Here is a 25253-nt window from a genome sequence, read left to right on the forward strand (position 1 = left end):
CGGTCATGATGTTGCTGTCCGTGTCCGCTCAGTGGTGACGCCGACCGGCTCGCCGAACAGCAGGACGGGTTTGGCTTTGACTTCCTCGGGGACGGATCCCCAGATGTAACTTGCCGACTGGTCGGCGGTCAGCATGTTGCCGGTGCGCACCGCCTCGGCGATTCCGGGAATACCGGGATGGGTGTCCAGGGGGAGTTCAGCTTCGCGGCGCGCGGCCGGGGTGTCAACAAAGCCGGGCCGGATGGCGCACACCCACGGCCCCTTGCCGCGGTCAGCGCGCTCACTGCGCACTCCCTTGGTCCACTGCTCCATCGATGCTTTCGCGGCGCCGTAGATGGACAGCCCGGGATACACCACCCTTGCTGAGGCGGAGGAGATTTGGATCAGGCCGACATCGACTCCAGCGTCCACGGCTGGTGCCGCTGCTCGGATGAATTGGTCGCCAATCGCCAGTGGGGCCGCGACGTTGGCGATTATTTCGGTGAGGTGGTTCTGATAGTCGCCTTCGCCGACATAGGCCCGGCCCCAAAACAGCAGGGCGTTGTGGATGAATAGCGCGCGCTCACCGCGGAAACTGGTCAGTCGCTCTCCGACTCGGTCCCCGACTCCCTGCCAGGAATCGATGTCGGTGAGGTCGAAGGGGATGGTCTCGAAGTCGGGGTGGGGTCGGCGCGAGACGCTGATGATCTCGGTGTCCTCCCACGGGCACGTGCGCGCCAGTGCGGCGCCGATGCCCGATGTGGCGCCAGTGATCCACACGATGTTCTTCTTGTCGGCCATTAGGCGCCCTCCCGGGAGTCAGCTCTACTATCGTTCGGACTGTACTAAATACCGTAACCATTTCAGTAGAAACGGTGAATGTCACCGATATCGAGAGCGAGATCCGATGAGGGCAGTTGATCGACCGCTGACTTCGCGGCAGATCTCTGAGTTCTGATGGAATTGGGCATCGCGATCCCGCACACGGGACAGGCGGCCTCGCCGGAACACGTGCGTGCGGTGTGCCTGCGTGCCGAGGAGTTGGGATTCACGAGGCTGTGGGCCGTTGATCACGCCGTCATTCCGCTGCACACGGCCTCGCCTTACCTGCTCGGGCGAAAGCCCACCGCGATGGCCGACGGTGCGATCGCCGCCGAGCTGACACCGAATTTCGAACAGCTCACCACCTTGGCCTGGGTGGCCGGATTCACCGAACGGATCGGTCTGGGAACCGCAGTTACGGTGCTCACCAACCGGCCGGCGGTGCTGACCGCCCGACAGCTGGCCACGATCGATCGGCATTCTGGAGGCCGATTGACTGTTGGGGTCGGTGTCGGATGGGTTCGAGAAGAGGCCGAGATCATCGGAATGTCCTGGCCGCAGCGCGGCCGGCGCGCAGAGGAACAGATCGCCTTGATGCGCCACTTATGGACCGCCACAGACGAATTCGTGGAGTTTCATGGTGAATTTTACGAGCTGCCGCCGGTGCTCAGCGAACCGATGCCAGTGCAACGGCCGATCCCGCTGTACGTCGGTGGCCATACCCGCTCTGCGCTGGAGCGCGCAGGGAGGCTCGCCGATGGTTGGATCTCCGCCCCGATGTCAGCGTCTCGAGTGGCCGAGTGCTGGGACACTGTGCGCTGGGCGGCCACGCGGGCGGGACGTGATCCCCTGTCGGTGAAACTAGTCGCTTGCGCGACACCCGATGGCGGTGACAGTGCTGCGTTGATAGCTGGCTACGCCGAAGCAGGGGTGGATCATCTGCAACTGCGCCTCGCCGCAGACCCTGAGACGGCCCTGGGGCAGCTCGAATACTTCGCTCGAATCGCTGGCCGACTCCGCTGACTCGGCGCCATCTGTTTCAACTACGCGGCGCCTCGCGGAATCGCACTATATCCATGCGGCATCCATGCGGCTGCGCCCGGAGTGAAGGTTTCCGAGGCGAGCATGGTGCGTCCGCCATGTTCAAAGGCCGAGGTTGACCCTACAGAATTGCCTACTGTAAGGTCGTCGGTTGCGACGCATTGAAATGCCGTGAACTGCTCTGGTTCTCGTGTGCGCTCGGATCGGAATTGTTGTCACTCTGGAAACCAGCCGAAGCTTCGACGATCGGCGCGAAAGACATCCGCCGACAAGCACTCGCTGTCCGGGGGGAAAGGACCAGGATGGACAGGGTCGGTGGCAAGGTTGTCGTCATCACCGGTGCGGCTCGGGGGATAGGGTTCGCGACCGCGCAGGCTCTGCTCGCGCATGGCGCCCAGGTGATCATCGGTGATCGAGACGTTCCCGCCCTCGAATCCGCCATAGCCGGGCTGTCTCACCTCGGAACCGTTTCCGGGTATTCGCTCGATGTCACCGACCGCGAATCCTTTGCGGAGTTCCTGTTGAAGGCGCGCGCTGATGGCGAGGGCCGCATCGATGTGTTGATCAACAACGCCGGGGTGATGCCGGTGGGCCAGTTCCTGGAACAGTCGCAGCAATCGATTCGCTCCGCGATCGAGGTAAACGTCTATGGTGTCCTCAACGGCTGCCAGCTGGCACTTCCCGAAATGGTGCGTCGCGGGCACGGTCACATCGTCAACATCGCTTCGATGGCCGGGATCATGGCTATCCCAGGCCAGGTTGTCTACGCCGGTACCAAATATGCCGTCGTCGGTCTGAGCACGGCAATGGCCGACGAATATGCGCCCCACGGCATCGATGTGAGCGTGGTGCTGCCGCCGTTCACTCAGACCGATCTCATCGCGGGCACCAAGTCCACCGGTGCTGGTAGGGCAGTGCGTCCTGAAGTAATCGCTGCGGCGATCGTGACCACGCTGAACAAACCCCGTACCCACGTCGCGGTTCCGCAACCGACCCGCTTTCTGGGGCCGATCGTGTCGATGCTCGGCCCGCGCGGTCGGCGGTGGTTCAACAAAACGATGGGCACAGACCGGTTGTTTCTCGACGAGATCGATCAATCGGCCCGCAGGTTCTATGAACAACGGGTCGAAAACAGCGACGGGATTCAAAAACACTGAATAGTGGTGTTCCAACAGCTTCGTGGTGGCGTGGCCCGTGCCGTCTCCCCAAGCTCCTGGGCAAGCCCGAGGAGTACGCCAAGCTCTGGCCGTGGCGATCGCCGAGAACGCGATGCTCAACGGCCAGTGCCTGCGTTTGGACGCCGGTCAGCGCTTCGCCCCCAAGTAGAGTGATTTCGGGGTGATCAGCGGCGCCGGCCGCCGCCGATCACCCCGAAATCGCAGACTGGGGAGGCATCGTGGCGAGCATTGCGGACCAGGTCATTTCCCTGCTGAGCATGAGCGGGGCACGGCGCGTCTACGGTCTGCCCGGGGACAGTCTCAACGGCTTTACCGATGCCATCCGCCGCAGCGACCAGATCAGCTGGCAGCATGTGCGCCATGAGGAGGCGGCGGCGTTCGCTGCCGCCGCCGACGCCGGACTGACCGGGCAACTGGCCGTGTGCGCGGGCAGCTGCGGCCCGGGCAATCTGCACCTGATCAACGGCTTGTTCGACGCTCAGCGCAGCCGCGTCCCCGTGCTGGCGATCGCCGCCCACATTCCCCGCACCGAGATCGGGTCGGAGTACTTCCAGGAAACCCGCCCGCAGGACCTCTTCCGCGAGTGCAGTGTGTACTGCGAACTGGTCAGCACCCCGGAGATGGCGCCGCGCATCTTTGAGATGGCGATGCGTACGGCCATCGAAGAGAACGGCGTGGCCGTCGTCGTCATCCCCGGCGAAATCTTCCTGCAACGCGCGGATGACAACGGCTGGACGGTACGCCCGGTGCGGCCCACCCGATCGGTCGTGCGTCCCGACGACGAATCGGTGCGCCGGGCCGCCGACATCCTCAACGCCGCCGAGCGCGTCACGATTCTGGGCGGCGCCGGTGTGGCCGGTTCGCACGATGCCCTGATCGAGCTGGCCGCGACCCTGCAGGCGCCGATCGTTCATGCGTTGCGCGGCAAGGAATTCATCGAGTACGACAATCCCTACGACGTCGGCATGACGGGCCTGCTCGGGTTCGCGTCGGGTTACAAGGCCATCAAGGAAGCCGACACGCTGCTGATGCTGGGCACCGACTTCCCCTATCAGCAGTTCTATCCCGAGGGCGCCACCGTCATCCAGGTCGACATCCGCGGCCGCAACCTCGGCCGACGCACCCCGATCGACCTGGGACTGCGCGGCAGCGTCGCCGACACCCTCGCCGCGCTGCAACCGTTGCTACGCGCGAAGACCGACCGCGAGCACCTCGACCGGTCCCTGCGGCACTACCGCAAGACCCGCGCCACCCTGGACTCGTTGGCCGTCAACGACCGTGACCGCACCCCGATCCGACCTGAATACGTAGCCGCACTTGCTGATCGGCTGGCCGCCGATGACGCCGTGTTCACCTGCGACGTCGGATCCCCGGTGGTGTGGGCGGCGCGGTACCTGACCATGAACGGCCGGCGCCGGCTGATCGGGTCGTTCAACCACGGCACCATGGCCAACGCCCTGCCGCATGCGATCGGCGCGCAGACCGCGTTTCCCGACCGGCAGGTCGTCACCCTGGCTGGTGACGGCGGCCTGACCATGCTCTTCGGCGAGTTGGTGACGCTGATCCAGAACCGGCTGCCGGTCAAGCTGATCGTGTTCAACAACTCGTCGCTGAACTTCGTCGAGCTGGAGATGAAGGCGGCCGGCATCGTCACATTCGGCACCGACCTGGTCAACCCGGATTTCGCCGCGGTGGCCCACGCGATGGGCATGTTCGGCAGACGAGTCACCGAACCGGGGGAGTTGGAACGCGCCATCGCCGACGCCTTCGCCCACGACGGCCCGGCCGTCGTCGACGTGCACACCGCGCGGCAGGAGCTGTCGATCCCACCGGCCATCACCGTCGAACAGGCAAAAGGGTTCTCGCTCTACGCGATTCGCACGATCCTGGCTGGACGTGCCGACGAACTGCTGGATCTCGTCACCACCAACGTGGCCCGCCGGATCCTGGACTGAGCGCTAGGCCGGCCGCGGAATCGTGGCGGCGGTGCTCTGCCCGAGCCATCGCGGGATGGCGCGGCGGACATCAGCCGACCCCGACAGCGCGACGCGTCCGTCGAGTACCGCGCGGGCCCAACCGACGTCACCGCGCCAGATCTCGGTCAATGTGCGCAGGCTGGTCTGCACGGTGCCGGCCACCTCATGGCCCGGATCGAAATCGCAGACGTCGGCCTGCCCGTCGGCCACCACCAGCCACCATCTGGACGCCTTGACCGCGACACCGTCGAGGACGAACGCCACCGTGGTGCGCTCGGCGGGCCAGTTGTCGAGCGGAATGCTGCGGCGCATATCCCACATCAGCAGGTGTGGGTCGAGATCCTGCTCACCGAGATCGCCGATCCACCGCACGCCCCAGCAGCCCAAGGCGTCGACGACACCGCCGAGCTCCTGGCCGCACGGGGTCAGGGAGTAGCTTGTGCGGCCGTCGATTTCGGAGCGTTCGATCACCCCGGCGCGGGCCAACGACTTGAGCCGCTTGGACAACAGCGCCGGTGACATCTTCGGTACCCCGCGACGCAGATCGTTGAAGTGGGCACTGCCGCGCAGCAACTCCCGGACCACCAGCAGGGTCCAGCGCTCATCGAGTAACTCCATGGCCTTGGCCACGGGACAGAACTGGCCATATGTCGACATCGACGGGTACCTCCCGAGACAGTGCGTCGTCTAAGTACACCGCTGTCGGGGCCGGTAAGCCAGTACAGATCCGGAACTGGAACCGCACCGGCCCACGGGATGACGATTGAACCCATCCGCGAAAGGAGCCGACATGACTGTCGCGAGCATCGGCCGTGAACTGGAGGCCAAACACCGGGCGCTGTGGGCGCTGGGTGATTACGCGGCGATCGCCGCGAACATCGTGCGACCGCTCGGGCCGGTGCTGGTCGAGGCCAGCGGCATCGGCCCCCACGACCAGGTACTGGACGTGGCCGCCGGGACCGGCAACGCCGCCATCCCCGCCGCGGGCACCGGCGCTCGGGTGACCGCCAGCGACCTGTGTCCGGAACTGGTCGCCGTGGGCCGGCAGCTGTCTGCGGAGGCGGGGGTGAGCGTCGAGTGGAGCGAGGCCAACGCCGAGGCGCTGCCCTATGCCGACGATTCCTTCGACACGGTGCTTTCCTGTATCGGGGTGATGTTCGCCCCGCATCACCAGCAGGCTGCCGACGAACTCGTCCGGGTGACCCGACCGGGTGGACGCATCGGTCTGATCTCCTGGACGCCAAGGGGATTCGTCGGGCAACTGTTCGCCACCATGAAGCCATACGTGCCACCACCGCCCGCCGGGGTGTCCGCGCCACCGCTGTGGGGCGACGAGGAGTACCTCTGCACCCTGCTCGGCGACAGGGTCGCCCGGTTCACCTGTGAGCGCCGGGAACTGGACGTTCACGCGTACGCCGACGGCGCCGAGTTCCGCGATCATTTCAAGGCCGCCTATGGCCCGACGATGGCGGCCTACCGGGCGATCGCCGAGGACGCCGACAAGGTCGCCGCCCTGGATGCCGAGATCGCTGCGCTGGCCGACCGGTTCCGGCACGGCGAATCGATGCCGTGGGAATACCTGCTGACGGTGGCGAATGTGCGCTGATCCGCCGGGTCAACTGGCACCATGACTGCATGCCCGAGGATGTCCAGGAACTGCCGACGCTCAACGCCGCCGATCAAGAGGCGATCAACCGATGGCTGCGCGGTCAACGGATCGGTACGACGCTCACCGATGTAGCCCCCTTGACCGGCGGCACCCAGAACATCGTGGTGGGCATGAGCGTCGATGGGCGCCGAATGGTGTTGCGCCGTCCCCCTTTACATCCTCGGCCGACCAGTGACAAGACCATGCTGCGCGAAATCGCGGTGCTGCGCACTCTGGCCGGCTCGGCCGTACCCCACCCCGGTTTCATCGCGGCCTGTACCGATCTCGATGTGATCGGCGTGGTGTTCTACCTGATGGAGGAGGTCGACGGGTTCAACCCCGGGACCGAGGTGAGCCCGGCCTACGGGGACGATGCCGACCTACGTCACCGCGTCGGGTTGTCCTATGCGGCAAGCCTCGCCGAACTGGGCAATGTCGCATGGGAAAACAGCGAGTTGGCCGCCATCCGCAGGCCGGGGTCGTTTCTGGCTCGCCAGGTCCCGCAATTCCTCGGCCTGCTGGAGAGTTACCGCCACGAGGGGTACGCACCCGAGTCGCTGGCGGGCGTGGCGCAGCTGGCGCAATGGTTGGAAGACCACCGCCCGGCCGACGCCGAACCCGGCATCATGCACGGCGACGCCCACCTCAACAACGTGCTGCTGCGCCGGACGACACCCGAGTTGGCCGCCTTTATCGACTGGGAGATGTGCACGATCGGCGATCCACTGCTCGACCTGGGCTGGATGCTGGTGTGCTGGCCCGATGATCCCAATCCGATCAACGCCGGCTCGGCCCTGGCAGCACTCGGCGGACTGGCTGATCGCGCTGAACTGATCGAGGCATACCGCGCCGCCGGGGGCAGACAGACCGACCGGCTCGACTGGTATGTGGCCCTGGCCTGCTTCAAACTGGGCATCGTCATCGAGGGCACCTGGTCGCGGTATCTGGCCGGGCGCGCCAGCCGGGAGGCCGGCGAGCAATTGCACACCTCGGCGGAGAATCTCCTCACGTTGGGGGCGCGGGTGGCCAAGGGCGACAACCCTTTCGCGTAGCTCGCGGGAGATCAGTAGGTGTCGAACGCGAGTTTGACGGCCAGGGCGACGCCGGCTGCGCCGATCAGGACTCGCAGCGGAGTCGCCGGCGCGTGGCGGACGATCACCGGACCGAGCCGTGAGCCGATCAGGCAGCCGATGCCCAGCGGCACCACGGCCGGCCAGTACACCGGGGCGATCACCATGAACGCCACGGCGGCAACCGAATTGGCGACGCCGAGGATCACGTTCTTGCCGGCGTTGGCGTGCGCCAGCGTCGCAGCACCGGTACGCAGCAACAGGGCCAACAGCAGAACCCCCGCCGCGGCACCGAAGTAGCCGCCATAGATCGTGATCAGGAAGATGGCCCCGGCCTCCATGGCGACCTTGATGCGATGCTCGCGATGGCCGGCCACCCGGGTCTCGCGCTGACGGCCACGCGGCAGCAGGATCGCCACCGAGGCCAAGGCCAGCAGAAGCGGCACGACTCTCTCGAAGCCCTCGGCGGGGGTGCACAACAGCAGCGCGGCGCCGACCGCGCCGCCGGCCACCGCGACCGGCACCATGCGCTTGATCCATGCGCTCTGCCCGGCAAGCTCGGGCCGCGAGCCCAACACCGAACCGACACCGTTGAACACCAGGGCCACCGTGTTGGTCACATTGGCCGTCACCGGAGGCAGACCGATCAACAGCAGCGCGGGATAGGTGGCCACCGATGCCAGCCCGGCGATACTGCCGGTCAGCCCGCCGCCGATGCCGGCCACGACAAGCAGGACGACCTCACCGACAGTCATGAGGCTTCCACCCCGGAGAGATTACGGACCAGAAGCGTTTGCGCGACCTGGCGGGCTGCGTCTAGCATCGCCAACGTGCCAAAGCGACTCGTAGTAGCAACCCGCAGCGGGGTCTGATCCTGACCGACCCCTCGCTGTGGGTCGTTCGCTACTTCGTCGGTCACCTCCCTCTGAACAAGAGAAGACCGGCACATGCCTTTCACTTCACCAGCACCGCAGTCGGGTGATCCGATGCCATTCTCGGCCCACTTCGCCACCCCGTTGCCGCGCGATCTGCGCGAGGCCGGCGCGGCAGCCTCATGGGAGCAGTTCCTGGGCGAGTACGCCCTGTCCGCGGGACCGCTGCGGCTGGGGCAGTTCAGCTGCGCCGACGAGTGTTCGCGTGGCCGCCTCGGCCCGCAGGCCCGCACCTATCGGGCCACACTGGCCATCGGCGACACGATCGCGACCTCGACCACGGCGGCCAGCGGGCCCGTCGCCGCGCTGACCGCGATGCTGCACGAGTGCGGCGTCAGCGTCGAGACGACGTCGTTTCACCAGCTGCCCACGGAGGGGCAGACCGCCACCTTCATCGAAGGCTGCGATGGCCTGCACCGCCGATGGGCCGTCGGGGTGTCCGACGATCCGGTGCAATCGGCACTGTCCGCGGTGATCGCCTGCGCCAACCGCTTGATGACGGCGGCCTGACGCTCCCCACCGACCTCGGCGTGGGCCGGAAAGCAGCGTCTCCGTAGGCTGTTCGCCTGGGCGGTCGGGGAAACGGGGAGGGACTGCGATGAGATCAGCATGGTCGTTCTTGGTAGCTACTGCGGCGAGCTGCACGGTGGTGGCGGTCACGGCGACACAGCCATGGGTGGGGCCGAGTAACCGGTACGCCGAGTTGCTGGCCAAAACGGTCCTGGCGATGGGCGGTAATGGCAACGGCACCGGGTTGCTGATGGAGAACGAACTCGACGGGTACATCCGGCCGGGGGATCCGAACTACGGGCTCTGCGCGACGGGCGCGGATTGCGCCGACGACCAGTTCCAGATCGCCACGTGGAAGGCGACCGCCTGGACGCCGACATCGGACTTCGATCGCCAGCAGGCCGACGGTGTCGACAGCCTGGACAGCCAGTTACGTCAGGCGCTGGCCGCTGAGAAGGCGAAGGAGGCCGGCCCCGACGCAGACGGGGAGGCACGTGTCGTCGTGGTCGGTTACTCGTCGAGCGCCGATGTGGTCCTGAAAGAACTGCAGGCACTGCAGGCGCAGCGCGACGCCGGCGCGCCGGACGCGCTGGATCCCGACGAAGTCAGCTTCCTGGTGATGGGCAATCCAAATCGGCCCAACGGCGGCATCCTGGCCCGCTTTCCGGCGTTCACGCTGCCGGTCGCGGGGGTGACGTTCGGTGGTAGCAGTCCTGACAGCGACTATCAGATCACCGACATCAGCTGGGAATACGACCTCGCCTCCGATGCTCCCGCCTATCTGAATCCGCTGTCGTTCGCCAATGGCGTGCTCGGCTTCTTCTACCAGCACAGCTTCTATTACGGGCTGGACCCCAACACCACCGACACCGATTCGGTTGTGTTCGACGGCTACGACGACAACGGAAATCGCTACCTCACGATCTCTGCGCGGCACCTGGCGTTGTTGCAGCCGTTCTACGACATCGGGGTGCCCATTCGGGTTCTCGACGCCATCGAGCCCACGCTGAAGGTGCTCATCGACCTCGGCTACGACCGCGACACGAAGCCCTGGGAAACCAAGCGACTCGAGCTCGCGCCGTCGCCGGCACAGGTGGCCGCTGCAGTACCCGAATTGCAGAAGGCGCTGACCGAAGGTGCCCAAATCGCATTGGGAATCAAGGAACCCCCGTCGGCCGACGACCCGGATACCGAGAACGCCACCCTGGCAGTCATCGAGAATGTGCTGGGTGGCTTCCTGAAGGAGGCGTCATGGGACACCGTCAAGACCACGATCGAGAACACCTTCGGGATCTCGTTGCCCGATCTGCCCGGTACCCCGAAGGACCAAGGCGCTCTGCCCGCGGCGGCGACGAACGCGGCGGTCGAGCCGGCTCGACAGGTCGCAGACGAAGCCCCGCGCCGAATCTACGACCGTCACGGCGCCATTCCGCCGACGCTCAAGGGCCAACGGAAGGTTGTTGCCGAGGTCGATGGGATGACCGAGACATCGGCGGCCCGGCCTGATCGAAGTGCGGCAAACTCAGCTCACGAGGCCATCAAGCGGCCACGAGGCGGGTCCAAGTTCGGTCCCGCGAAGGTCAAGGCCACGATGGACAAAGCCATGAAGCGCCAGGCCACGAGCGACAAGGCCACGACGGACAAGGCCACGACGGACAAGACCATGAAGCACAAGACCACGACGGACAAGACCACGAAGACCAAGGCCGCCGCATCGACCAACTGAGTGCAGCGCTAACTCAAGGGGCGCAGCACGATCGGCATGCCGTCGATGGGCACCGGCATACCGCCGTAGTCGTAGCTCGGCTGGTAATCCGGGCTGGCCAGCTCCAGCTTGTAGCGGCGCAGCAGCCGGTGCATGACCGTCTTGATCTCCAGTTGGCCGAACACCATGCCGATGCATTTGTGTGCGCCACCGCCGAACGGGGCGAACGCGTAGCGGTGCCTCTTGTGTTCGTTGCGCGGCTCGGCGAAGCGCTCCGGGTCGAATTTCTCCGGATCGGTCCACAGCTCGGGCAGTCGGTGGTTGATCGACGGCCAGGTCACCACGCTGGTGCCGGCCGGGATGAAGTAGCCCAGCAGATCGGTGTCGCGCACCGCCTGGCGGAAGTTGAACGGCAGCGGCGTCATCATCCGCAGCGACTCGTTGATCACGAGGTCGTAGGTCTCCAGCTTGTCCAAAGACTCGAAGTCCAGCGGCCCGTCACCGATCCGGGCAGAGTCGTCGCGCAGCCGCTCCTGCCACTCCGGGTTGGCCGCCAGGTGATAACACATCGTGGTCATCGTCGAGGTCGACGTGTCGTGGGCCGCCATCATCAGGAAGATCATGTGGCTGATGATCTGGTCGTCGGTGAAGCTCTGCCCGTCCTCGTCGGCGGAATGGCACAGCACGCTGAACATGTCGGTGCTCTCCGAGCGCCGCTTCTCGTTGATCCGGCTGGCGAAGTAGTCCTCGAGGGTCTTGCGGGCCTGGATGCCGCGCCACCACTTCAGCGGGGGCACCGGGGTCCGCACGATCGCGTTGCCGGCCCGCGTGGTCGTGGTGAACGCGTTGTTGACCGTGGTGACCAGCGCCTTGTCGGTGCCGGCCGGTACGCCCATGAAGACCTCGGAGGCGATGTCGAGCGTGAGCTCCTTCATGGCCGGGTGCAGGAGGAAGCGCGGATCGTTGGCCACCCAGTCATTGGCCAGCACGGCCGAGGCCACCGAGTCGATGTGGGAGATGTAGCCGCTCAGCCGGGTGCGGGTGAACGCCTCCTGCATGATCCGGCGGTGGAACAGGTGCTCGTCGAAGTCCAGCAGCATCAGGCCGCCCTCGAAGAACGGGCCGATAACCGGGTCCCAGGCGCGCTGCGAGAAATCCTTGTTGCGGTTGGAGAAGACCGCCTGGGTGGCGTCGGGCCCCAGCGCCATCACCGACGACAAGGCGGGGGATTGGGCGTAGTAGATCGGACCGTGCTTGCGGTAGAGCTCCAGGATGAAGTCCGGACCGCCGCGGAAGATCTCGATCATGTGGCCGATGATCGGTAAACCGGAGTCGCCGCTGATCGGCTTCAGTCCGCTGCCGGCCGGGGGCTCGGCAAAGACGAACTGATCCCATTGCTTGGCTTTGAGCCGCTTCTCCAACGTGCCCATGCCCGGCAGTGTGTTGGGTGTCGGAGTGAAACGGCGCTTCGCCTGGTCGAGCAGGTAGTGCGGGGTGCTGATGGTTGCCATGAGGCGCTCCTGACCGTGCAAACGCTGACGAAGTGTGGTCGATGTCACCACTTGTGGCCATCCTGACTGCCAGACTTGACGCATGTCAAGTTTTGATCTGGCGCGTCGCGGGTGCAAAGGTCTAATGCCATGACCGCCGAATCGATACCGGGGAGCTCCAGCGGCTCCACCGGGCGACCGCAGGGGCGTCGCAGCCGGGGGGACCGGCAGCGCGAGGCCATCGTGACGGCTGTGCGGGAACTGCTCGAAGAGGAGTCGTTCGCCGATCTGTCGGTGAGCACCATCAGTGAGCGTGCCGGGGTGGCCCGGTCGGGGTTCTACTTCTACTTCGACTCGAAGTACGCCGTGCTGGCCGTGATCCTGGCCGACGCAATGGAGGAGCTTGCCGCGCTCACCCACGATTACGCGCCCCGCGAGGCCGGTGAGACCCCGGCGGCGTTCGCCGAGCGGATGGTCGGCAGTGCGGCAACCGTTTTCGCCACCAACGACCCGATCATGGCGGCGTGCACGGTGGCGCAGAACACCGACGCGCAGATCCACGACCTGATGAACGATTTCGAAGACGCCGTGATCGACAAGATCGTCGGCCTGGTGGAACAGGACAAGGGCGCGCGGCCGATCTCCGACGATCTTCCCGCCCTGGTCCGCACCCTGGTGGCGACCACGGCGATGACGTTGTCGCACGACTCGGGGTTCGTCGGGCGGGGCAACGATCCGGCTCGCGCGCTCGATGTCGTCGAGCGGTTGTGGCTCAACGCACTGTGGGGCGGCCAGAGCGGCTAGCGCCACAGGTAAGGTCACCGCTATGGGGAGTGATACCGCGGGTAACGGTCGGGCCGACTTCGGGGGTAAGCGCTGTCTGATCACGGGGGCGGCCAGCGGTATCGGCCGCGCCACCGCGCTGGCACTCGCGGCGCAAGGCGCCGAGCTGTTCCTGACCGACCGGGACGAAGTGGGCTTGGCTCAGACCGTCGCCGACGCCCGGGCCCTCGGCGCCCAGGTGTCCGCCCACCGCGCCTTCGACATCTCCGATTACGACCAGGTGGCGGCCTTCGCCGCCGACATTCACGCGGCGCATTCGTCGATGGACATGGTGATGAACATCGCCGGGGTGTCGGCGTGGGGGACCGTCGACCAACTCACCCATCAGCACTGGCGCTCGATGATCGACATCAACCTGATGGGTCCCATCCACGTGATCGAGACGTTCGTGCCGCCGATGGTGCGGGCACGCCGCGGCGGGCACCTGGTGAACGTGTCCTCGGCGGCGGGCATCGTCGCGCTGCCGTGGCACAGCGCCTACAGCGCCAGCAAGTACGGTCTGCGGGGCCTCAGTGAAGTGCTGCGTTTCGACCTGGCACGGCACCGCATCGGTGTGTCGGTCGTGGTGCCGGGTGCGGTGAAAACCGGTCTGGTGCAGACGGTTCAGATCGCCGGCGTGGACCGGGACGACCCGCAGGTGAAGAAGTGGGTGGACCGGTTCGCCGGTCACGCCATCTCGCCGGAGAAAGCGGCCGACAAGATCCTGGCCGGCGTGCGGCGTAACCGCTTCCTGATCTACACCTCAGGCGACATCCGCGCCCTGTACGCCTTCAAGCGGGTTGCCTGGTGGCCCTACAGTGTGGCCATGCGTCAGGTCAACGTGCTGTTCAGCCGGGCGTTGCGGCCGAAAACCACACAGCGCTAGCGTTTTCCCCAGTGCCACGAGGGTGTGTTGAGCATGCCGAACCCGTCCACCTTCGTCTCGCCCCACTGCTTGTAGAGCGCCACCTCGATCGCGGAGCCGCGCTCCTCGTCGGCGGCCGGGGTGGTCTCCAGAAAATCCAGCAGCGCACGGGAATGCGTGACCACCACGACCTGGGTCTGCTCGGCGGCGGTGCGGATCAGGGAGGCCAACGGACCGACGAGATCGGGATGCAGGGACGTCTCGGGTTCGTTGAGTACCATCAACGAGGGGGGACGGGGACTGGTCAGGGCAGCTGCCCACAGCAGGAAACGTAATGTGCCGTCGGACAATTCGGCCGCTCGTAACGGTCGGAGCATGCCGCGTTGACGCAGTTGCAGATCGAACAGCCCGTCGTTGACCGCGACCGAGAGCTCCGCCCCGTCGAACGCGTCGGCCACGGCACGGCCCAAGTCGTCGAATGTTGTCTCGATGATGGTCTGCACCGCTGCGGCCAGATCGGAGCCGTCGTCGGAGAGCACCGGGGTACGGGTGCCGACGTGGGGTGCGCGCGCCGGTGCGTCGGCGTCGACCCGAAACCCGTCGTAGAACCGCCAGTCACGCAGCCGATCCGACACCGCCGACAGTTCCGGAAGCGCGTGCGGATGGGCGTACTCGGCCAGCACGCTGCGGTAGGAGGGCAGCGACCGGGTCAACTCGTCGAACCCGCGGCCGGTTTGCGCGGCGGCTTCGGCGTATTCGCGAGTACGACGCACCAGTGCCGAGGCGGGCCGTAGCACCGGCCCGGCGAACACCACCTCCCGCTTGATCTCCGGATCCCGCGAGAATGCCGACGGCTCGCCACCCGATCCGGCCATCTGTGGTAGTCCCAGGTCGACAAGGTATCCGAAATCGTCTGCGGCGAAACCGAGTTCGAGGGATACCGGGCGGTTACGAGCGGTACCCTGCGGGTCTTCGGACGGCTGCTCGGGACCGGCCCACAGCACCGACTGCAATCCACCTTCACGGGCCAGTGATCCGATCACCTGCCCCCGGCCGCAGTCGGCCAACAACCGCAGTGCACGGTAGATCGAGGACTTGCCGGTGCCGTTGGCGCCCGTGACCACCGTGAGTTGTCCAAACGGCAGGACAACTTCGCGCAGCGAGCGGTAGCCCCGGATGGCGATGGTCTGCAGCATGGCTACGAGGTTATTGGTCGGCTGTGACAGTGGGAATCTCGTCCATCGACAGCTCGAGGCGCACTCCCAGCAGACGGACGGGACGGTCCAGGTCGAACTGATCGAAGACCGCCAGCGCGGTATCGGTGATGAGCGCCGCATCGGTGCTCGGCGCGCTGAGCTTGCGGATCTTGGTTTTTGTGTAGAACGTGGCGGTGCGCACCGTGACCGCCACCCGGGTGACGATGCGCCCCTGTTCGACCACTTCGTCGAGGGTCCGACGGGTCAACTCACGGATCGCGTCGTCCATCTCGCCGCGTTCGGTGAGGTCTTCGGCGAACGTGATGACGTGACTGCGGGACCGGGGGATCCACGGCTCGGAGCTGACCTCGCTGTCGCCGCCGCCCTTGGCCAGCAAGAGGATCCACAACCCGGTGGTGGGTCCGAAGGCCGAGGTGAGAACCGTGGCATCGGTGGCGGCCAGATCAGCCACTGTGGCGATGCCCAGTGTGGCGAGCTTCTTGGTGGTCTTGGGCCCGATACCCCACAGCGCATCGGTGGGGCGGTCGCCCATCACCGACATCCAGTTGGTCTCGGTGAGCATGTACACGCCTGAGCCCTGATCTTCTCCTCGCGTGCGGGTGGGCTTGGCCAGCCCGGTGGCCACCTTGGCGCGTTGCTTGTTGTCGCTGATTCCCACCGAGCAGGACAATCCGGTCTCGGCGGTGATTACGGCGCGGATGCGTTCGGCCAACTCCACCGGATCACTCACATCGGCGCCCAGATAGGCCTCGTCCCAGCCCCAGACCTCCAACGGGTGCCCGAGGTCACGCAACAGACCCATCACCTGCTCGGAGGCGGCGTCGTACGCCGCCGGATCTGATGGCAGGAAGGTGGCATCGGGGCATTTGCGCGCGGCGGTGCGCAGCGGCATGCCGGCATGCACGCCGAACTCGCGAGCCTGATACGACGCACAGGTGACCACCTTTCGGGGTTCGGTGGGATCACCGCTGCCACCGACGATGACCGGCAGGCCCTCGAGTTCGGGATGGCGGCGCAATTCCACCGAGGCCAGGAACTGGTCCAGGTCTATATGGAGGATCCAGCGCCGCACTGCGGTCATCGGCCGCACAATTTGCGGGCGGTGTCCTGCCAGGCGACGGCCAGCTCATCGAGCGTTCGGCCACGTGAGAGTTGGTGTGCCACGTAATCGGGGTCGAGGAGTGCGATCAGCGCGTCGGCCTGGGCATCGAGATCGCCGGTGGTGCCCGCGGTTTCGAGCAGCATGCGGACGTGTGTGCGGTGCAGGGTGAACGGGCCGGAGTAGCGCAGCGCGGAATCGCGGACGGCATCCGACAGCAGCGCCTGATGACAGTGCACGAAGCGCAGCCGGTCCTCGCCGTAGGCGAGCAGCCGTTCCAGAGGTGGTGCGCCGGGCCCCAACGGGGGAGGACCGAACATGAAGGCGTCCTGCTCGGCGGTCTCGTCCTCGTCGAGAAGGACCATCATCAATCCGGCCCGGCTGCCGAATCTGCGGAACACCGTTCCTTTCCCGACGCCGGCTGCGACCGCGATATCGTCGGTGCTGACCGCGTCGGGTCCGCGTTCGGCGATGAGTCGGCGCGCGGCATCGAGGATCAGCGCGCGGTTTCGGGCGGCGTCGACACGGCCTGGGCCGCGTTCTGGTGGCGCCGGGTCGAGGCCCGCTGGCCGGGACGGGCGGTCGGAGGCTGCCACCACTGCACTTTAACTCAGGCGGAATTAATCGGACCACAGTCCGGTTGATGGTTGCGAAGATCGGGCGAGACGAACAGAGGAGCGTGGACATATGGCCGATATCAAGGTGCTGGTCTTGGTAGGAAGCTTGCGTGTGGCGTCGGTCAACCGACAGCTCGCCGAGCTTGCGATCGAACAGGCGCCCGACGGGGTGAATCTCGAACTCTTCGACCGACTGGGCGAGTTGCCCTTCTATAACGAGGACATTGACACCGCGGAGGTGGCCGAGCCCGTGGTCGCGCTGCGCGCGGCGGCCGCCGAGGCTGACGCGACGCTCGTGGTCACCCCCGAATACAACGGAAGCATCCCGGGGGTGTTGAAGAACGCGATCGACTGGCTGTCCCGGCCGTGGGGCAACGGCGCGCTGAAGGACAAGCCACTGGCGGTGGTGGGCGCGGCCCTGGGTCAGTACGGCGGGGTCTGGGCGCACGACGAAACCCGTAAGTCGTTCGGTATCGCGGGGCCGCGCGTGGTGGAGGATCTCAAGCTCTCGGTGCCATCCAAGTCGCTCGACGGCAAGCATCCGAGGGAGAACGCCGAGGTGGCCGAGGCGCTGCGGGACATTGTGGGCAAGCTCACAGCGGAGGTCGGCTGAGGGTTCGTCTTGGCGTTTTGCCTTCCGCGCCGCTTCCCGGCAAAATTCCTGCCGCCGGCTGGGTCTCATGACCCGGCCGGCGGCTTTGCTATTGGGGGGTCTTGCGCTTTGCGTCGACCGGACTTGTCGGTGGCTGGTGCTACATCTGGTGGGGGTGCGCGACACGGTCTGTCAAGTCGTGCGCGACACGCCGTGGACGTGGTTGCTGGCACACTTACGACCTGGGAATTTCAGAAATGTTATTCAGAACATCTTGTATGGCTTCGAACTGTCGGCCACTAGGTGTAGTGTCTGAGAGACCGACAGGCCACCACGGTTCGGGGGCCGGCCGGAGCGCAGCGAATCCGGCCGAGTCGGTTTCAGGACCAGCCGGAGAGCGGCTTCGACCGGCGGGAATTTCGGCGGCCCGAAGGTCGCTGAACTTAAGCGAAACGTAAGACCCGAGCAGTTGCCAGTCACTGTCCAGTTTGTTCACTTTCCGCAAGAGGAGCCGTACCGAAGATGACCGTCACCGTGTACACCAAGCCCGCATGCGTGCAGTGCAACGCCACCTACAAGGCGTTGGAGAAGCAGGGCATCGAGTTCGAGAAGGTCGACATCACTCTCGACAGCGAGGCCCGTGACTACGTCATGGCGCTCGGGTACCTGCAGGCGCCGGTTGTGGTGGCCGGTGACGAGCACTGGTCGGGCTTCCGGCCTGATCGGATCAAGGCACTGAGCTCGGTCGCGGCGAGCGCATAACGGAGGTCATCAAGGGAACAAGGGGGAGAGGAGGGGGACACGATGAGCCATCTCGTCTACTTCTCCAGCGTCTCGGAAAACACCCACCGCTTCGTCCAGAAGCTGGGATGGCCCGAGGACCAGCTCACCCGGATCCCGCTGCACGGCCGCATCGAGGTGAACGAACCCTACGTTCTGATCCTTCCCACCTACGGCGGCGGCCGTGCCACCCCTGACATCAACAACGGGGGCTATGTCCCCAAGCAGGTCATCGCTTTTCTCAACAATGAACACAACCGGTCGTTGATCCGCGGCGTCATCGCCGCGGGCAACAACAACTTCGGTGCGGAGTTCGCGTACGCGGGCAATGTCGTCTCGCGCAAATGCGGTGTGCCGTACCTCTATCGCTTCGAACTCATGGGAACCCCGGACGATGTCGAGGCTGTCCGTGCGGGGTTGAAAGACTTTTGGAAGGACCAGACGTGCCACCAACCGTCACAGCTGCAGAGCCTGTAACCGCTCCTGGGCATGCTCTGCCCGGAGAGACCGATTATCACGCGCTCAACGCGATGCTGAATCTGTACGACGCCGACGGCAAGATTCAGTTCGACAAGGATGTGCAGGCCGCGCGGGAGTACTTCCTGCAGCACGTCAACCAGAACACCGTGTTCTTCCACAGTCAGGACGAGAAGCTCGATTACCTGATCGAGAAGGAGTACTACGAGCGCGAGGTGCTCGACCAGTACAGCCGCAACTTCGTCAAGAGTCTGCTGGATCGGGCCTACGCCAAGAAGTTCCGGTTCCCGACCTTCCTCGGCGCGTTCAAGTACTACACCTCCTACACGCTCAAGACCTTCGACGGAAAGCGCTACCTGGAGCGCTTCGAGGATCGTGTCGTGATGGTGGCGCTGACCCTGGCCGCCGGTGACACGGTGCTGGCCGAGAAGCTCGTCGACGAGATCATCGACGGCCGTTTCCAGCCGGCCACCCCGACGTTCCTCAACTCGGGCAAGAAGCAGCGCGGCGAACCGGTGTCCTGCTTCCTGCTGCGCATCGAGGACAACATGGAGTCCATCGGGCGCTCGATCAACTCGGCCCTGCAGCTGTCCAAGCGCGGGGGCGGAGTTGCCTTGCTGCTGACCAACATTCGTGAGCACGGCGCGCCGATCAAGAACATCGAGAACCAAAGCTCAGGCGTCATCCCGATCATGAAGCTGCTGGAGGACTCGTTCTCCTACGCGAACCAGCTCGGCGCACGACAGGGTGCCGGTGCGGTGTACCTGCACGCGCACCACCCCGACATCTACCGGTTCCTCGACACCAAACGCGAGAACGCCGACGAGAAGATCCGGATCAAGACGCTCTCGCTGGGTGTCGTGATCCCCGACATCACCTTCGAGTTGGCCAAGAAGAACGAGGACATGTACCTGTTCTCGCCCTACGACGTCGAACGGGTCTACGGCGTCCCGTTCGCCGACATCTCGGTGACCGAGAAGTACTACGAGATGGTCGACGACGCCCGGATCCGCAAGACGAAGATCAAGGCGCGCGAGTTCTTCCAGACGCTGGCCGAGCTGCAGTTCGAGTCGGGTTACCCGTACATCATGTACGAGGACACGGTGAACCGGGCGAACCCGATCGCCGGCAAGATCACCCACTCCAACCTGTGCTCGGAGATCCTGCAGGTCTCCACGGCCTCCGAGTTCAACGACGATCTGTCCTATTCCAAGGTGGGCAAGGACATCTCGTGCAACCTGGGATCGATGAACATCGCCAAGACGATGGATTCACCGGACTTCGCCCAGTCCATCGAGGTGGCCATCCGGGCCCTGACCGCGGTGAGCGATCAGACTCACATCTGGTCGGTGCCCTCGATCGAGCAGGGCAACAACAGCTCTCACGCGATCGGCCTGGGGCAGATGAACCTGCACGGCTACCTGGCCCGCGAGCGGATCCACTACGGCTCCGAAGAAGGCATCGACTTCACCAACATCTACTTCTACACCGTGCTGTTCCACGCCCTGCGCGCGTCGAATCTCATTGCGATCGAACGTGGTACGCGTTTCGGCGGATTCGAGGACTCGAAGTACGCCTCGGGGGAGTTCTTCGACAAGTACACCGAACAGGTGTGGGAGCCGGCCACCGACAAGGTGCGGCAGATCTTCGCCGACGCGGAGATCCACATCCCGACGCAGGACGACTGGAAGCAGTTGAAGGAGTCTGTGCAGAAGCACGGCATCTACAACCAGAACCTGCAGGCCGTCCCGCCGACCGGGTCCATCTCCTACATCAACCACTCGACCTCATCGATCCACCCGGTCGCGAGCAAGATCGAGATCCGCAAGGAAGGCAAGATCGGTCGGGTTTACTACCCGGCGCCGTATCTGACCAACGACAACCTGGAGTACTACCAGGACGCGTATGAGATCGGCTACCAGAAGATCATCGACACCTATGCCGCGGCCACCCAGCACGTGGATCAGGGGTTGAGCCTGACGCTGTTCTTCAAGGACACCGCCGATACCCGCGAAGTCAACAAGGCGCAGATCTACGCCTGGCGCAAGGGAATCAAGACGCTGTACTACATCCGGTTGCGGCAGATGGCGCTGCAAGGCACTGAGGTGGAGAACTGCGTCAGCTGCATGTTGTGATGCTGTGACGCTCTGACGTCGAGTGGCCAGTTATTGCACGCGAATCGTGAAAATGCGTGCAATAACTGGCCTTCGGTTTGGGTGGGCCTACTGGTGCCCCCGGATTCCGGCTCCTGGATCGCGCTTCGACTCACGGCGCGATCAGACGACCCGCCGCCGACGATCCGACGTGGTCATCCTCGGCGGTATCAGCAAGGTCGGGTGCATTGGGCGAGGTGATCAACACGAGCCCTCGGCGTTACAGCAGTCCGATCACGAGCGACATCGCCAGGAACAAAGCAAGCTGGTAGCTGGTGTTGATGACGGTGAGCTTCGCGGGCTTCAGCTCGAAGGCGTTGTGCTGCAGGAGCGTACTGGCGGAAAACGTCAGCCATGCTGCGAACCCGACCATCAGAGCCATCCCCACAGACCCGTCGCCCGTCGCCGTCGACGCGACCGAGATCCCCGCCGCGAGGCCTACGGCCGTCAGAAGATTCGCGACGGCCAACTGGATCATGTTCCTCACGCGAGCCGGTCTCGAGCGCTCCGGCGTCACGCCCGTCAACCGCTCCCAGGCGTTCGCGATGAAGCCCTTCTGGTACCAGATGAACGCCACGACCATGCCCGCTACGAACGCGAGCACGGCCCCGAGCCAGTTGATCTCCATTACACAACCCTTCTGTCGTCGTCGAACCCAGGGTCGGGTCAAGATCTAGCTTCCCGCGAGTGTGGTTGATATTATCCACCATGGTGGAGGTAGTAAAGCAGAGAATCGGACGTTCCTACGGTCAGTTCTGCGGACTGGCCCGTGCGCTCGACGTCGTCGGAGATCGCTGGAATCTCCTGATAGTGCGCGAACTGCTGCCCGGGCTGCTGCGGTACGGCGAGCTGAAGTCCTCCCTCCCGGGCGTCGCGAGCAACCTCTTGGCCGAGCGTCTCCGGACGCTGGAGGCGGCCGGGGTCATCGAGCGACGACTGGGGGACACGGGCGTCCTCTATGGACTGACATCGTGGGGTGCAGAGCTGAGGGAGCCGATGGAGGCCCTCGGCAGATGGGCCATTCCCCTGCTGGCGACGGGACAAGGCGATGACGCCTTCCGGCCGCGGTGGCTGACGCTTGCCCTGCCAGCCATGCTCCGTGGCAGGACGGCCGAACCTCCCGTGGAGGTCGGATTCGACGTGGGAGGTCTCCTCATCGTTGTCCGGATCGACGAGGACGGCCCGAGCGCGAGAATCGACGCTCATCTTCAACCTGAGGCTGTCCTAGCCGCCGAGCCCGAGATCGTGGTCGGCCTTGTTGCCGGTGCCCTCTCAGTGGACCAGGCCCTCGCGTCGGGGAGCCTTCTCGGTAACGTGGATGTTCTCCGCCGAGCGTTTCCACAAGTGCAGTCAGCCACAAATCCCGCGGCTGGTTGCCAGTAGGCAGCTCCTCTCGTCTCCAGCCCTAAGTCCGGCGTCTGGGGCGGCCGGTAGTGTCATACGAAGCCAGCCTCCTTCGAGGTCGTCGGGATCAAGAGTGGTGTGGCGGAAGTGGATTCGCTTGCCCACCAGCTCAGTGGATGGATTCCGTGCTCCCACAGCGGTTCTCGTTCCTGCCGGCGCGGGCAGCCCTGTGGCCATTCGGCGGTTTGGGTGGCGGCGATGCTCAGCCCCTGACCCGTCACCGGCGTTCACGGGAAGGCGTACTGCACGACCACGGGCGCGTGGTCGGATAGCCGCGCGCCGGGGGTGGCTTCCTTGTCGACGGTCACCGATACGGCGGTCTTCGCGAGCCGCGGCGTGGCCAGGTGGTGATCGATCCGCCAGCCCACGTCCTTGACGAACGACTCGCCGGCCCAACTCCACCAGGACAATGGCCCGGGGCGGTCGCCGTGCACCGTCCGGACCACGTCGATGAGCGTGCGGGGGCCGATCTGTGCGCCCAGCCAGGCGCGTTCCTCGGGGAGGAAGCCCTCCATCTTCTGCGCGGGCCGCCAATTGGTCACGTCGTGCGGAAGATGGGCCAGGTTCAGGTCGCCGAGCAACAGAAACTCGCGGCCCGCGTCGAGCGCCGCCCGACGGTTCCGGCGCAGCTCGCGTGCGAACGCCCCGAGGAAGCGCATCTTCCGGTCGTACTTGGCGCCGCCGTCAGGTGTGTCGCGCATGTTGCCTGGCCGCTGCAGGTGCGCCGGCAGGCCGCCCTTCGGCAGGTAGAGGCACGCCACCGTGAGGGGAGTGTCCGCGAGGTCGACCTCGAGGTATCGGCCTTCGTGCGCGTAGGCCCCGAGGCCCCGAGTGCGCGGTGGATGCGAGACCCAGGTCCGTATGGCCGACGGTGCTTCGCGTGTCAGGATCGCGACACCGTTGCGGCCCGGAATCGAGCCGCAGTCGATTGCCGCGTCATAACCGTCGAACGCGCCGACTTCTCCGGCTGGGCAGCGCAACTCTTGCAAGGCCACCACATCGAGCTTCCGCTCGGCGAGCCAGTCCTCGAAGCCCCGACGGCGTGCCGCCCGGATCCCGTTGACGTTGAAGGTGGCGATGCCCAGGTTTGGAATGTCAGGCATCGGGTGCGGGTGGTTAGGTTCGGTCATCGAGTCATCATTTTCACTCCACACGGTCGCCAAAGGCCGCAACACGGTAACGCCGCTTTGATGTCTATTTGATATGGATGGCGTTCTGTATAAAAAAGCTCTGGATGTTGCGCGCGATAGTGATGCGATCGTGGATCCAGATCAATTGGGGAGGGTGCGAAGGGTGTCGTATCGCCGCGGGGCGCGTTCTCTGCGGCGTCGCGGTCACCCCGTCGACTGGCTAGTTATCGCACGCACATCGCGAAACTTCGTGCAATAAACAGCCATTCGGCGTTTAGCGGCGAGCCTCGTCCGCGCGCAGTGCCTTCAGACGTCGCTCCTCACGCAGCACTTCCTGGTAGCTCTCCCGCTCGGCGACGAGCCACTCCGGCTTCTCCTCGAGCAGCGCATCGATCTGCTCGGTGGTGAGCGCTTTCTCGACACCGCCACGCCCGAGGCCGGCGATCGAGATGCCGAGCTTGGCCGCCACGAGGTTCTTCGGATGCGGCCCGTTCTTGCGGAGGTCTTTGAGCCACTGCGGCGGGTTCTCCTGCAGCGCGGCAAGCTCGTCGCGGGTGATCGGGTTCTCCTGAAACTCCGCAGGCGTCGCCGGCAAGTACACGTCCAGCTTCTTGGCCGCCGTTGCGGGTTTCATGGACTGGGCATTCGGCCTGCTCATGGCGCTCAGCCTATCGGTAATCTGAGGTGGTGATCGCGCCGTCCCTGACCCTCGGGTACATCCCCGGCGGGACGCCCGCGAAGTGGGAGCGGATCTGGTCGCAGCGCCACTCCGAGGTTGCCTTGCAGTTGTGCGCGGTCGCCGCGGTTGATGCCGCCGACGCGGTGCGGGCCGGCACTGTTGACGTGGCATTACTCCGGTTGCCGGCCGACACGTCCGGGCTGGCGGTCATCCCGCTGTATGAGGAGACGACGGTGGCGGTGGTGCCGACCGATCACCTTCTCAGCGCAGTCGACGAGATCACTGCCGCGGACCTCGACGGGGAGCCGACGTTGGTCCCACTCGACGACGTCGTCGACTGGCCGGACGCGCCGGGTACTCCCGTCACCTATCGACCCGAAACCACTGCGGAGGCAATAGAACTCGTCGCCGCCGGGATGGGTGCGCTCATCGTGCCGCAGTCGCTGGCGCGGTTGTATCACCGCAAAGATCTCACGTACCGGCCGATCACCGACGCACCCGTCTGTCCGGTGGCGCTCGCCTTCCCGGAGGGGCCGCAGCCGGCACTGGTCGAGGAGTTCATCGGGATCGTGCGCGGCCGCAAGCCGGGCTCTTCGCGGGGGCAGGCCGCGCCGGCGCCGAAACGCACCGCGCGAGAGAAGACGCTCGCAAAGCAGGCGGCCCGTGCCGCCGCAGGAAAGGTCGCTCGCAAGCCCGGGCGTGCCGGCCGTGGGAAACGCTGACGTAATAGCGCGGCCGGATCGAAGCAGTATTTCACCGATCTGTGGACGCCTGGGCGATCGGGAACGCCGCCAGCCGAAGAATTGTCCGGGAATCCCTCGATGCAGCAACCATTCAAGGCATTGCCAATATCATTAGCTATCCGAATATTTCGACGAAGCTCGGCACGATTTGTCGTTTGCTGGCATTGGTTGAGCAATTGACTCGTTCAGTCGCCTATGGGTCCGCGACGATTTCGCCAGGATAATCTTTCGTGAACGATAAATAGGGCCGCAATCGCCGCACTACCCTTTACCGGTAGGGGAGTTTGGCGGGACACTTGTGACGGATATTGGGGACCGTAACCG

Annotated in this window: 25 protein-coding genes and 1 pseudogene; 16 read left to right on the top strand and 10 right to left on the bottom strand. The window is 65.2% G+C overall.

Annotated features, from left to right (window positions below; genetic code table 11):
- Nucleotides 1-3 precede the first annotated feature (3 nt).
- Nucleotides 4-780: an SDR family oxidoreductase gene (locus A5740_RS02400; RefSeq protein WP_076191159.1), complete on the bottom strand. Its 777-nt coding sequence runs from the start codon at nucleotides 778-780 to the stop codon at nucleotides 4-6.
- A 156-nt stretch (nucleotides 781-936) separates the two neighbouring features.
- Here A5740_RS02400 and A5740_RS02405 point away from each other — a divergent pair, with 156 nt between their 5' ends.
- The 4 genes and pseudogenes from A5740_RS02405 to poxB all read left to right on the top strand — a co-directional run bounded on the left by A5740_RS02405 (nucleotide 937) and on the right by poxB (nucleotide 4975).
- On the top strand, nucleotides 937-1824 hold the full coding sequence (locus A5740_RS02405; RefSeq protein WP_076191161.1) for an LLM class F420-dependent oxidoreductase: 888 nt from the start codon (nucleotides 937-939) through the stop codon (nucleotides 1822-1824).
- A gap of 320 nt (nucleotides 1825-2144) precedes the next feature.
- A complete protein-coding gene (locus A5740_RS02410) occupies nucleotides 2145-2999 on the top strand; it encodes an SDR family oxidoreductase (protein WP_076191162.1) in 855 nt (284 codons plus the stop codon).
- Nucleotides 3000-3046: 47 nt separating this feature from the next.
- Nucleotides 3047-3168: pseudogene (locus A5740_RS02415) on the top strand (3-hydroxy-2-methylbutyryl-CoA dehydrogenase); the annotation flags it as partial.
- A gap of 70 nt (nucleotides 3169-3238) precedes the next feature.
- Nucleotides 3239-4975: a ubiquinone-dependent pyruvate dehydrogenase gene (poxB, locus tag A5740_RS02420; protein WP_076191164.1), complete on the top strand. Its 1737-nt coding sequence runs from the start codon at nucleotides 3239-3241 to the stop codon at nucleotides 4973-4975.
- Nucleotides 4976-4978: 3 nt separating this feature from the next.
- Here poxB and A5740_RS02425 read toward each other — a convergent pair whose 3' ends face one another.
- On the bottom strand, nucleotides 4979-5653 hold the full coding sequence (locus A5740_RS02425; RefSeq protein WP_076191165.1) for a helix-turn-helix domain-containing protein: 675 nt from the start codon (nucleotides 5651-5653) through the stop codon (nucleotides 4979-4981).
- Nucleotides 5654-5786: 133 nt separating this feature from the next.
- On the opposite strand from A5740_RS02425, the gene A5740_RS02430 reads away from it, so the two are divergent.
- Both A5740_RS02430 and A5740_RS02435 read left to right on the top strand, forming a co-directional pair.
- Complete coding sequence (locus A5740_RS02430) at nucleotides 5787-6602, top strand: class I SAM-dependent methyltransferase (protein ID WP_076191167.1); 816 nt, start codon at nucleotides 5787-5789, stop codon at nucleotides 6600-6602.
- A gap of 29 nt (nucleotides 6603-6631) precedes the next feature.
- Nucleotides 6632-7696, top strand: coding sequence for a phosphotransferase family protein (locus tag A5740_RS02435; protein ID WP_076191168.1), 1065 nt, complete (start codon nucleotides 6632-6634; stop codon nucleotides 7694-7696).
- 11 nt (nucleotides 7697-7707) lie between these two features.
- Here the strand turns inward: A5740_RS02435 and A5740_RS02440 are convergent, their stop codons facing one another.
- Nucleotides 7708-8469 carry a sulfite exporter TauE/SafE family protein gene (locus tag A5740_RS02440; RefSeq protein ID WP_076191170.1) on the bottom strand — a complete coding sequence of 254 codons (762 nt, stop codon included), beginning with the start codon at nucleotides 8467-8469 and terminating at the stop codon, nucleotides 7708-7710.
- Nucleotides 8470-8700: 231 nt separating this feature from the next.
- Here A5740_RS02440 and A5740_RS02445 point away from each other — a divergent pair, with 231 nt between their 5' ends.
- On the top strand, nucleotides 8701-9156 hold the full coding sequence (locus A5740_RS02445) for a homocitrate synthase (RefSeq protein WP_254849051.1): 456 nt from the start codon (nucleotides 8701-8703) through the stop codon (nucleotides 9154-9156).
- Nucleotides 9157-9244: 88 nt separating this feature from the next.
- Nucleotides 9245-10882, top strand: coding sequence for a PE-PPE domain-containing protein (locus A5740_RS02450; RefSeq protein ID WP_083653907.1), 1638 nt, complete (start codon nucleotides 9245-9247; stop codon nucleotides 10880-10882).
- 8 nt (nucleotides 10883-10890) lie between these two features.
- Here the strand turns inward: A5740_RS02450 and A5740_RS02455 are convergent, their stop codons facing one another.
- Nucleotides 10891-12372 (bottom strand): cytochrome P450, encoded by a 1482-nt coding sequence (locus tag A5740_RS02455; protein WP_076191175.1) that lies wholly within the window; start codon nucleotides 12370-12372, stop codon nucleotides 10891-10893.
- A 129-nt stretch (nucleotides 12373-12501) separates the two neighbouring features.
- On the opposite strand from A5740_RS02455, the gene A5740_RS02460 reads away from it, so the two are divergent.
- Together A5740_RS02460 and A5740_RS02465 are read left to right on the top strand one after the other, a co-directional pair.
- Nucleotides 12502-13155 carry a TetR/AcrR family transcriptional regulator gene (locus tag A5740_RS02460; RefSeq protein ID WP_076191176.1) on the top strand — a complete coding sequence of 218 codons (654 nt, stop codon included), beginning with the start codon at nucleotides 12502-12504 and terminating at the stop codon, nucleotides 13153-13155.
- 22 nt (nucleotides 13156-13177) lie between these two features.
- Entirely contained in the window at nucleotides 13178-14059 is an 882-nt protein-coding gene (locus tag A5740_RS02465; RefSeq protein WP_076191178.1) for an SDR family oxidoreductase, read from the top strand.
- On the opposite strand, the gene A5740_RS02470 is transcribed toward A5740_RS02465, so the two are convergent.
- Genes A5740_RS02470 through A5740_RS02480 form a run of 3 tightly spaced genes read right to left on the bottom strand, consistent with a single transcriptional unit; the run spans nucleotide 14056 to nucleotide 16950 of the window.
- Nucleotides 14056-15234, bottom strand: coding sequence for an AAA family ATPase (locus A5740_RS02470; RefSeq protein WP_076191180.1), 1179 nt, complete (start codon nucleotides 15232-15234; stop codon nucleotides 14056-14058). The genes A5740_RS02465 and A5740_RS02470 overlap by 4 nt on opposite strands.
- A gap of 10 nt (nucleotides 15235-15244) precedes the next feature.
- The gene (locus A5740_RS02475; protein ID WP_083653913.1) at nucleotides 15245-16336 is read right to left on the bottom strand and encodes a DNA polymerase IV; all 1092 of its coding nucleotides are present in this window, start codon (nucleotides 16334-16336) and stop codon (nucleotides 15245-15247) included.
- Nucleotides 16333-16950 (bottom strand): TetR/AcrR family transcriptional regulator, encoded by a 618-nt coding sequence (locus A5740_RS02480; RefSeq protein WP_076191242.1) that lies wholly within the window; start codon nucleotides 16948-16950, stop codon nucleotides 16333-16335. Before A5740_RS02480 ends, A5740_RS02475 begins: the two co-directional genes overlap by 4 nt.
- Nucleotides 16951-17041: 91 nt before the next feature.
- On the opposite strand from A5740_RS02480, the gene A5740_RS02485 reads away from it, so the two are divergent.
- The 4 genes from A5740_RS02485 to nrdE all read left to right on the top strand — a co-directional run bounded on the left by A5740_RS02485 (nucleotide 17042) and on the right by nrdE (nucleotide 20955).
- The gene (locus A5740_RS02485) at nucleotides 17042-17584 is read left to right on the top strand and encodes an NAD(P)H-dependent oxidoreductase (RefSeq protein ID WP_076191182.1); all 543 of its coding nucleotides are present in this window, start codon (nucleotides 17042-17044) and stop codon (nucleotides 17582-17584) included.
- A gap of 501 nt (nucleotides 17585-18085) precedes the next feature.
- Nucleotides 18086-18325: a redoxin NrdH gene (locus A5740_RS02490; RefSeq protein WP_076191183.1), complete on the top strand. Its 240-nt coding sequence runs from the start codon at nucleotides 18086-18088 to the stop codon at nucleotides 18323-18325.
- Between the two features lie 42 nt (nucleotides 18326-18367).
- Nucleotides 18368-18820, top strand: coding sequence for a class Ib ribonucleoside-diphosphate reductase assembly flavoprotein NrdI (gene nrdI / locus A5740_RS02495; RefSeq protein WP_076191184.1), 453 nt, complete (start codon nucleotides 18368-18370; stop codon nucleotides 18818-18820).
- Nucleotides 18821-18837: 17 nt separating this feature from the next.
- A complete protein-coding gene (nrdE, locus tag A5740_RS02500; RefSeq protein WP_175616138.1) occupies nucleotides 18838-20955 on the top strand; it encodes a class 1b ribonucleoside-diphosphate reductase subunit alpha in 2118 nt (705 codons plus the stop codon).
- Between the two features lie 238 nt (nucleotides 20956-21193).
- On the opposite strand, the gene A5740_RS02505 is transcribed toward nrdE, so the two are convergent.
- On the bottom strand, nucleotides 21194-21601 hold the full coding sequence (locus A5740_RS02505) for a DUF1761 domain-containing protein (RefSeq protein ID WP_076191186.1): 408 nt from the start codon (nucleotides 21599-21601) through the stop codon (nucleotides 21194-21196).
- An 80-nt stretch (nucleotides 21602-21681) separates the two neighbouring features.
- Here A5740_RS02505 and A5740_RS02510 point away from each other — a divergent pair, with 80 nt between their 5' ends.
- Entirely contained in the window at nucleotides 21682-22356 is a 675-nt protein-coding gene (locus A5740_RS02510; protein WP_076191244.1) for a helix-turn-helix domain-containing protein, read from the top strand.
- Between the two features lie 248 nt (nucleotides 22357-22604).
- Here A5740_RS02510 and A5740_RS02515 read toward each other — a convergent pair whose 3' ends face one another.
- Both A5740_RS02515 and A5740_RS02520 read right to left on the bottom strand, forming a co-directional pair.
- Nucleotides 22605-23480: an exodeoxyribonuclease III gene (locus A5740_RS02515; protein ID WP_076191187.1), complete on the bottom strand. Its 876-nt coding sequence runs from the start codon at nucleotides 23478-23480 to the stop codon at nucleotides 22605-22607.
- A 301-nt stretch (nucleotides 23481-23781) separates the two neighbouring features.
- Entirely contained in the window at nucleotides 23782-24165 is a 384-nt protein-coding gene (locus A5740_RS02520; protein WP_076191188.1) for a DUF5997 family protein, read from the bottom strand.
- Nucleotides 24166-24194: 29 nt separating this feature from the next.
- Between A5740_RS02520 and A5740_RS02525 the strand changes: the two genes are divergently transcribed.
- Nucleotides 24195-24908 carry a LysR family substrate-binding domain-containing protein gene (locus A5740_RS02525; RefSeq protein WP_076191246.1) on the top strand — a complete coding sequence of 238 codons (714 nt, stop codon included), beginning with the start codon at nucleotides 24195-24197 and terminating at the stop codon, nucleotides 24906-24908.
- Nucleotides 24909-25253 lie beyond the last annotated feature (345 nt).

The sequence above is a fragment of the Mycobacterium sp. GA-1841 genome (assembly GCF_001954135.1).
GTDB lineage: Bacteria > Actinomycetota > Actinomycetes > Mycobacteriales > Mycobacteriaceae > Mycobacterium.

Coding starts and splice junctions, on each gene's coding strand:
- A5740_RS02510 (WP_076191244.1), top strand. CDS start 21,682: ATGGTGGAGGTAGTAAAGCAGAGAATCGGACGTTCCTACGGTCAGTTC.
- A5740_RS02520 (WP_076191188.1), bottom strand. CDS start 24,165: ATGAGCAGGCCGAATGCCCAGTCCATGAAACCCGCAACGGCGGCCAAG.
- nrdI (WP_076191184.1), top strand. CDS start 18,368: ATGAGCCATCTCGTCTACTTCTCCAGCGTCTCGGAAAACACCCACCGC.
- A5740_RS02505 (WP_076191186.1), bottom strand. CDS start 21,601: ATGGAGATCAACTGGCTCGGGGCCGTGCTCGCGTTCGTAGCGGGCATG.
- A5740_RS02515 (WP_076191187.1), bottom strand. CDS start 23,480: ATGCCTGACATTCCAAACCTGGGCATCGCCACCTTCAACGTCAACGGG.
- A5740_RS02455 (WP_076191175.1), bottom strand. CDS start 12,372: ATGGCAACCATCAGCACCCCGCACTACCTGCTCGACCAGGCGAAGCGC.
- A5740_RS02435 (WP_076191168.1), top strand. CDS start 6,632: ATGCCCGAGGATGTCCAGGAACTGCCGACGCTCAACGCCGCCGATCAA.
- A5740_RS02490 (WP_076191183.1), top strand. CDS start 18,086: ATGACCGTCACCGTGTACACCAAGCCCGCATGCGTGCAGTGCAACGCC.
- A5740_RS02410 (WP_076191162.1), top strand. CDS start 2,145: ATGGACAGGGTCGGTGGCAAGGTTGTCGTCATCACCGGTGCGGCTCGG.
- A5740_RS02400 (WP_076191159.1), bottom strand. CDS start 780: ATGGCCGACAAGAAGAACATCGTGTGGATCACTGGCGCCACATCGGGC.
- A5740_RS02485 (WP_076191182.1), top strand. CDS start 17,042: ATGGCCGATATCAAGGTGCTGGTCTTGGTAGGAAGCTTGCGTGTGGCG.
- A5740_RS02460 (WP_076191176.1), top strand. CDS start 12,502: ATGACCGCCGAATCGATACCGGGGAGCTCCAGCGGCTCCACCGGGCGA.
- A5740_RS02405 (WP_076191161.1), top strand. CDS start 937: ATGGAATTGGGCATCGCGATCCCGCACACGGGACAGGCGGCCTCGCCG.
- A5740_RS02465 (WP_076191178.1), top strand. CDS start 13,178: ATGGGGAGTGATACCGCGGGTAACGGTCGGGCCGACTTCGGGGGTAAG.
- A5740_RS02425 (WP_076191165.1), bottom strand. CDS start 5,653: ATGTCGACATATGGCCAGTTCTGTCCCGTGGCCAAGGCCATGGAGTTA.
- A5740_RS02475 (WP_083653913.1), bottom strand. CDS start 16,336: ATGACCGCAGTGCGGCGCTGGATCCTCCATATAGACCTGGACCAGTTC.
- A5740_RS02430 (WP_076191167.1), top strand. CDS start 5,787: ATGACTGTCGCGAGCATCGGCCGTGAACTGGAGGCCAAACACCGGGCG.
- A5740_RS02470 (WP_076191180.1), bottom strand. CDS start 15,234: ATGCTGCAGACCATCGCCATCCGGGGCTACCGCTCGCTGCGCGAAGTT.
- A5740_RS02445 (WP_254849051.1), top strand. CDS start 8,701: ATGCCATTCTCGGCCCACTTCGCCACCCCGTTGCCGCGCGATCTGCGC.
- A5740_RS02440 (WP_076191170.1), bottom strand. CDS start 8,469: ATGACTGTCGGTGAGGTCGTCCTGCTTGTCGTGGCCGGCATCGGCGGC.
- A5740_RS02450 (WP_083653907.1), top strand. CDS start 9,245: ATGAGATCAGCATGGTCGTTCTTGGTAGCTACTGCGGCGAGCTGCACG.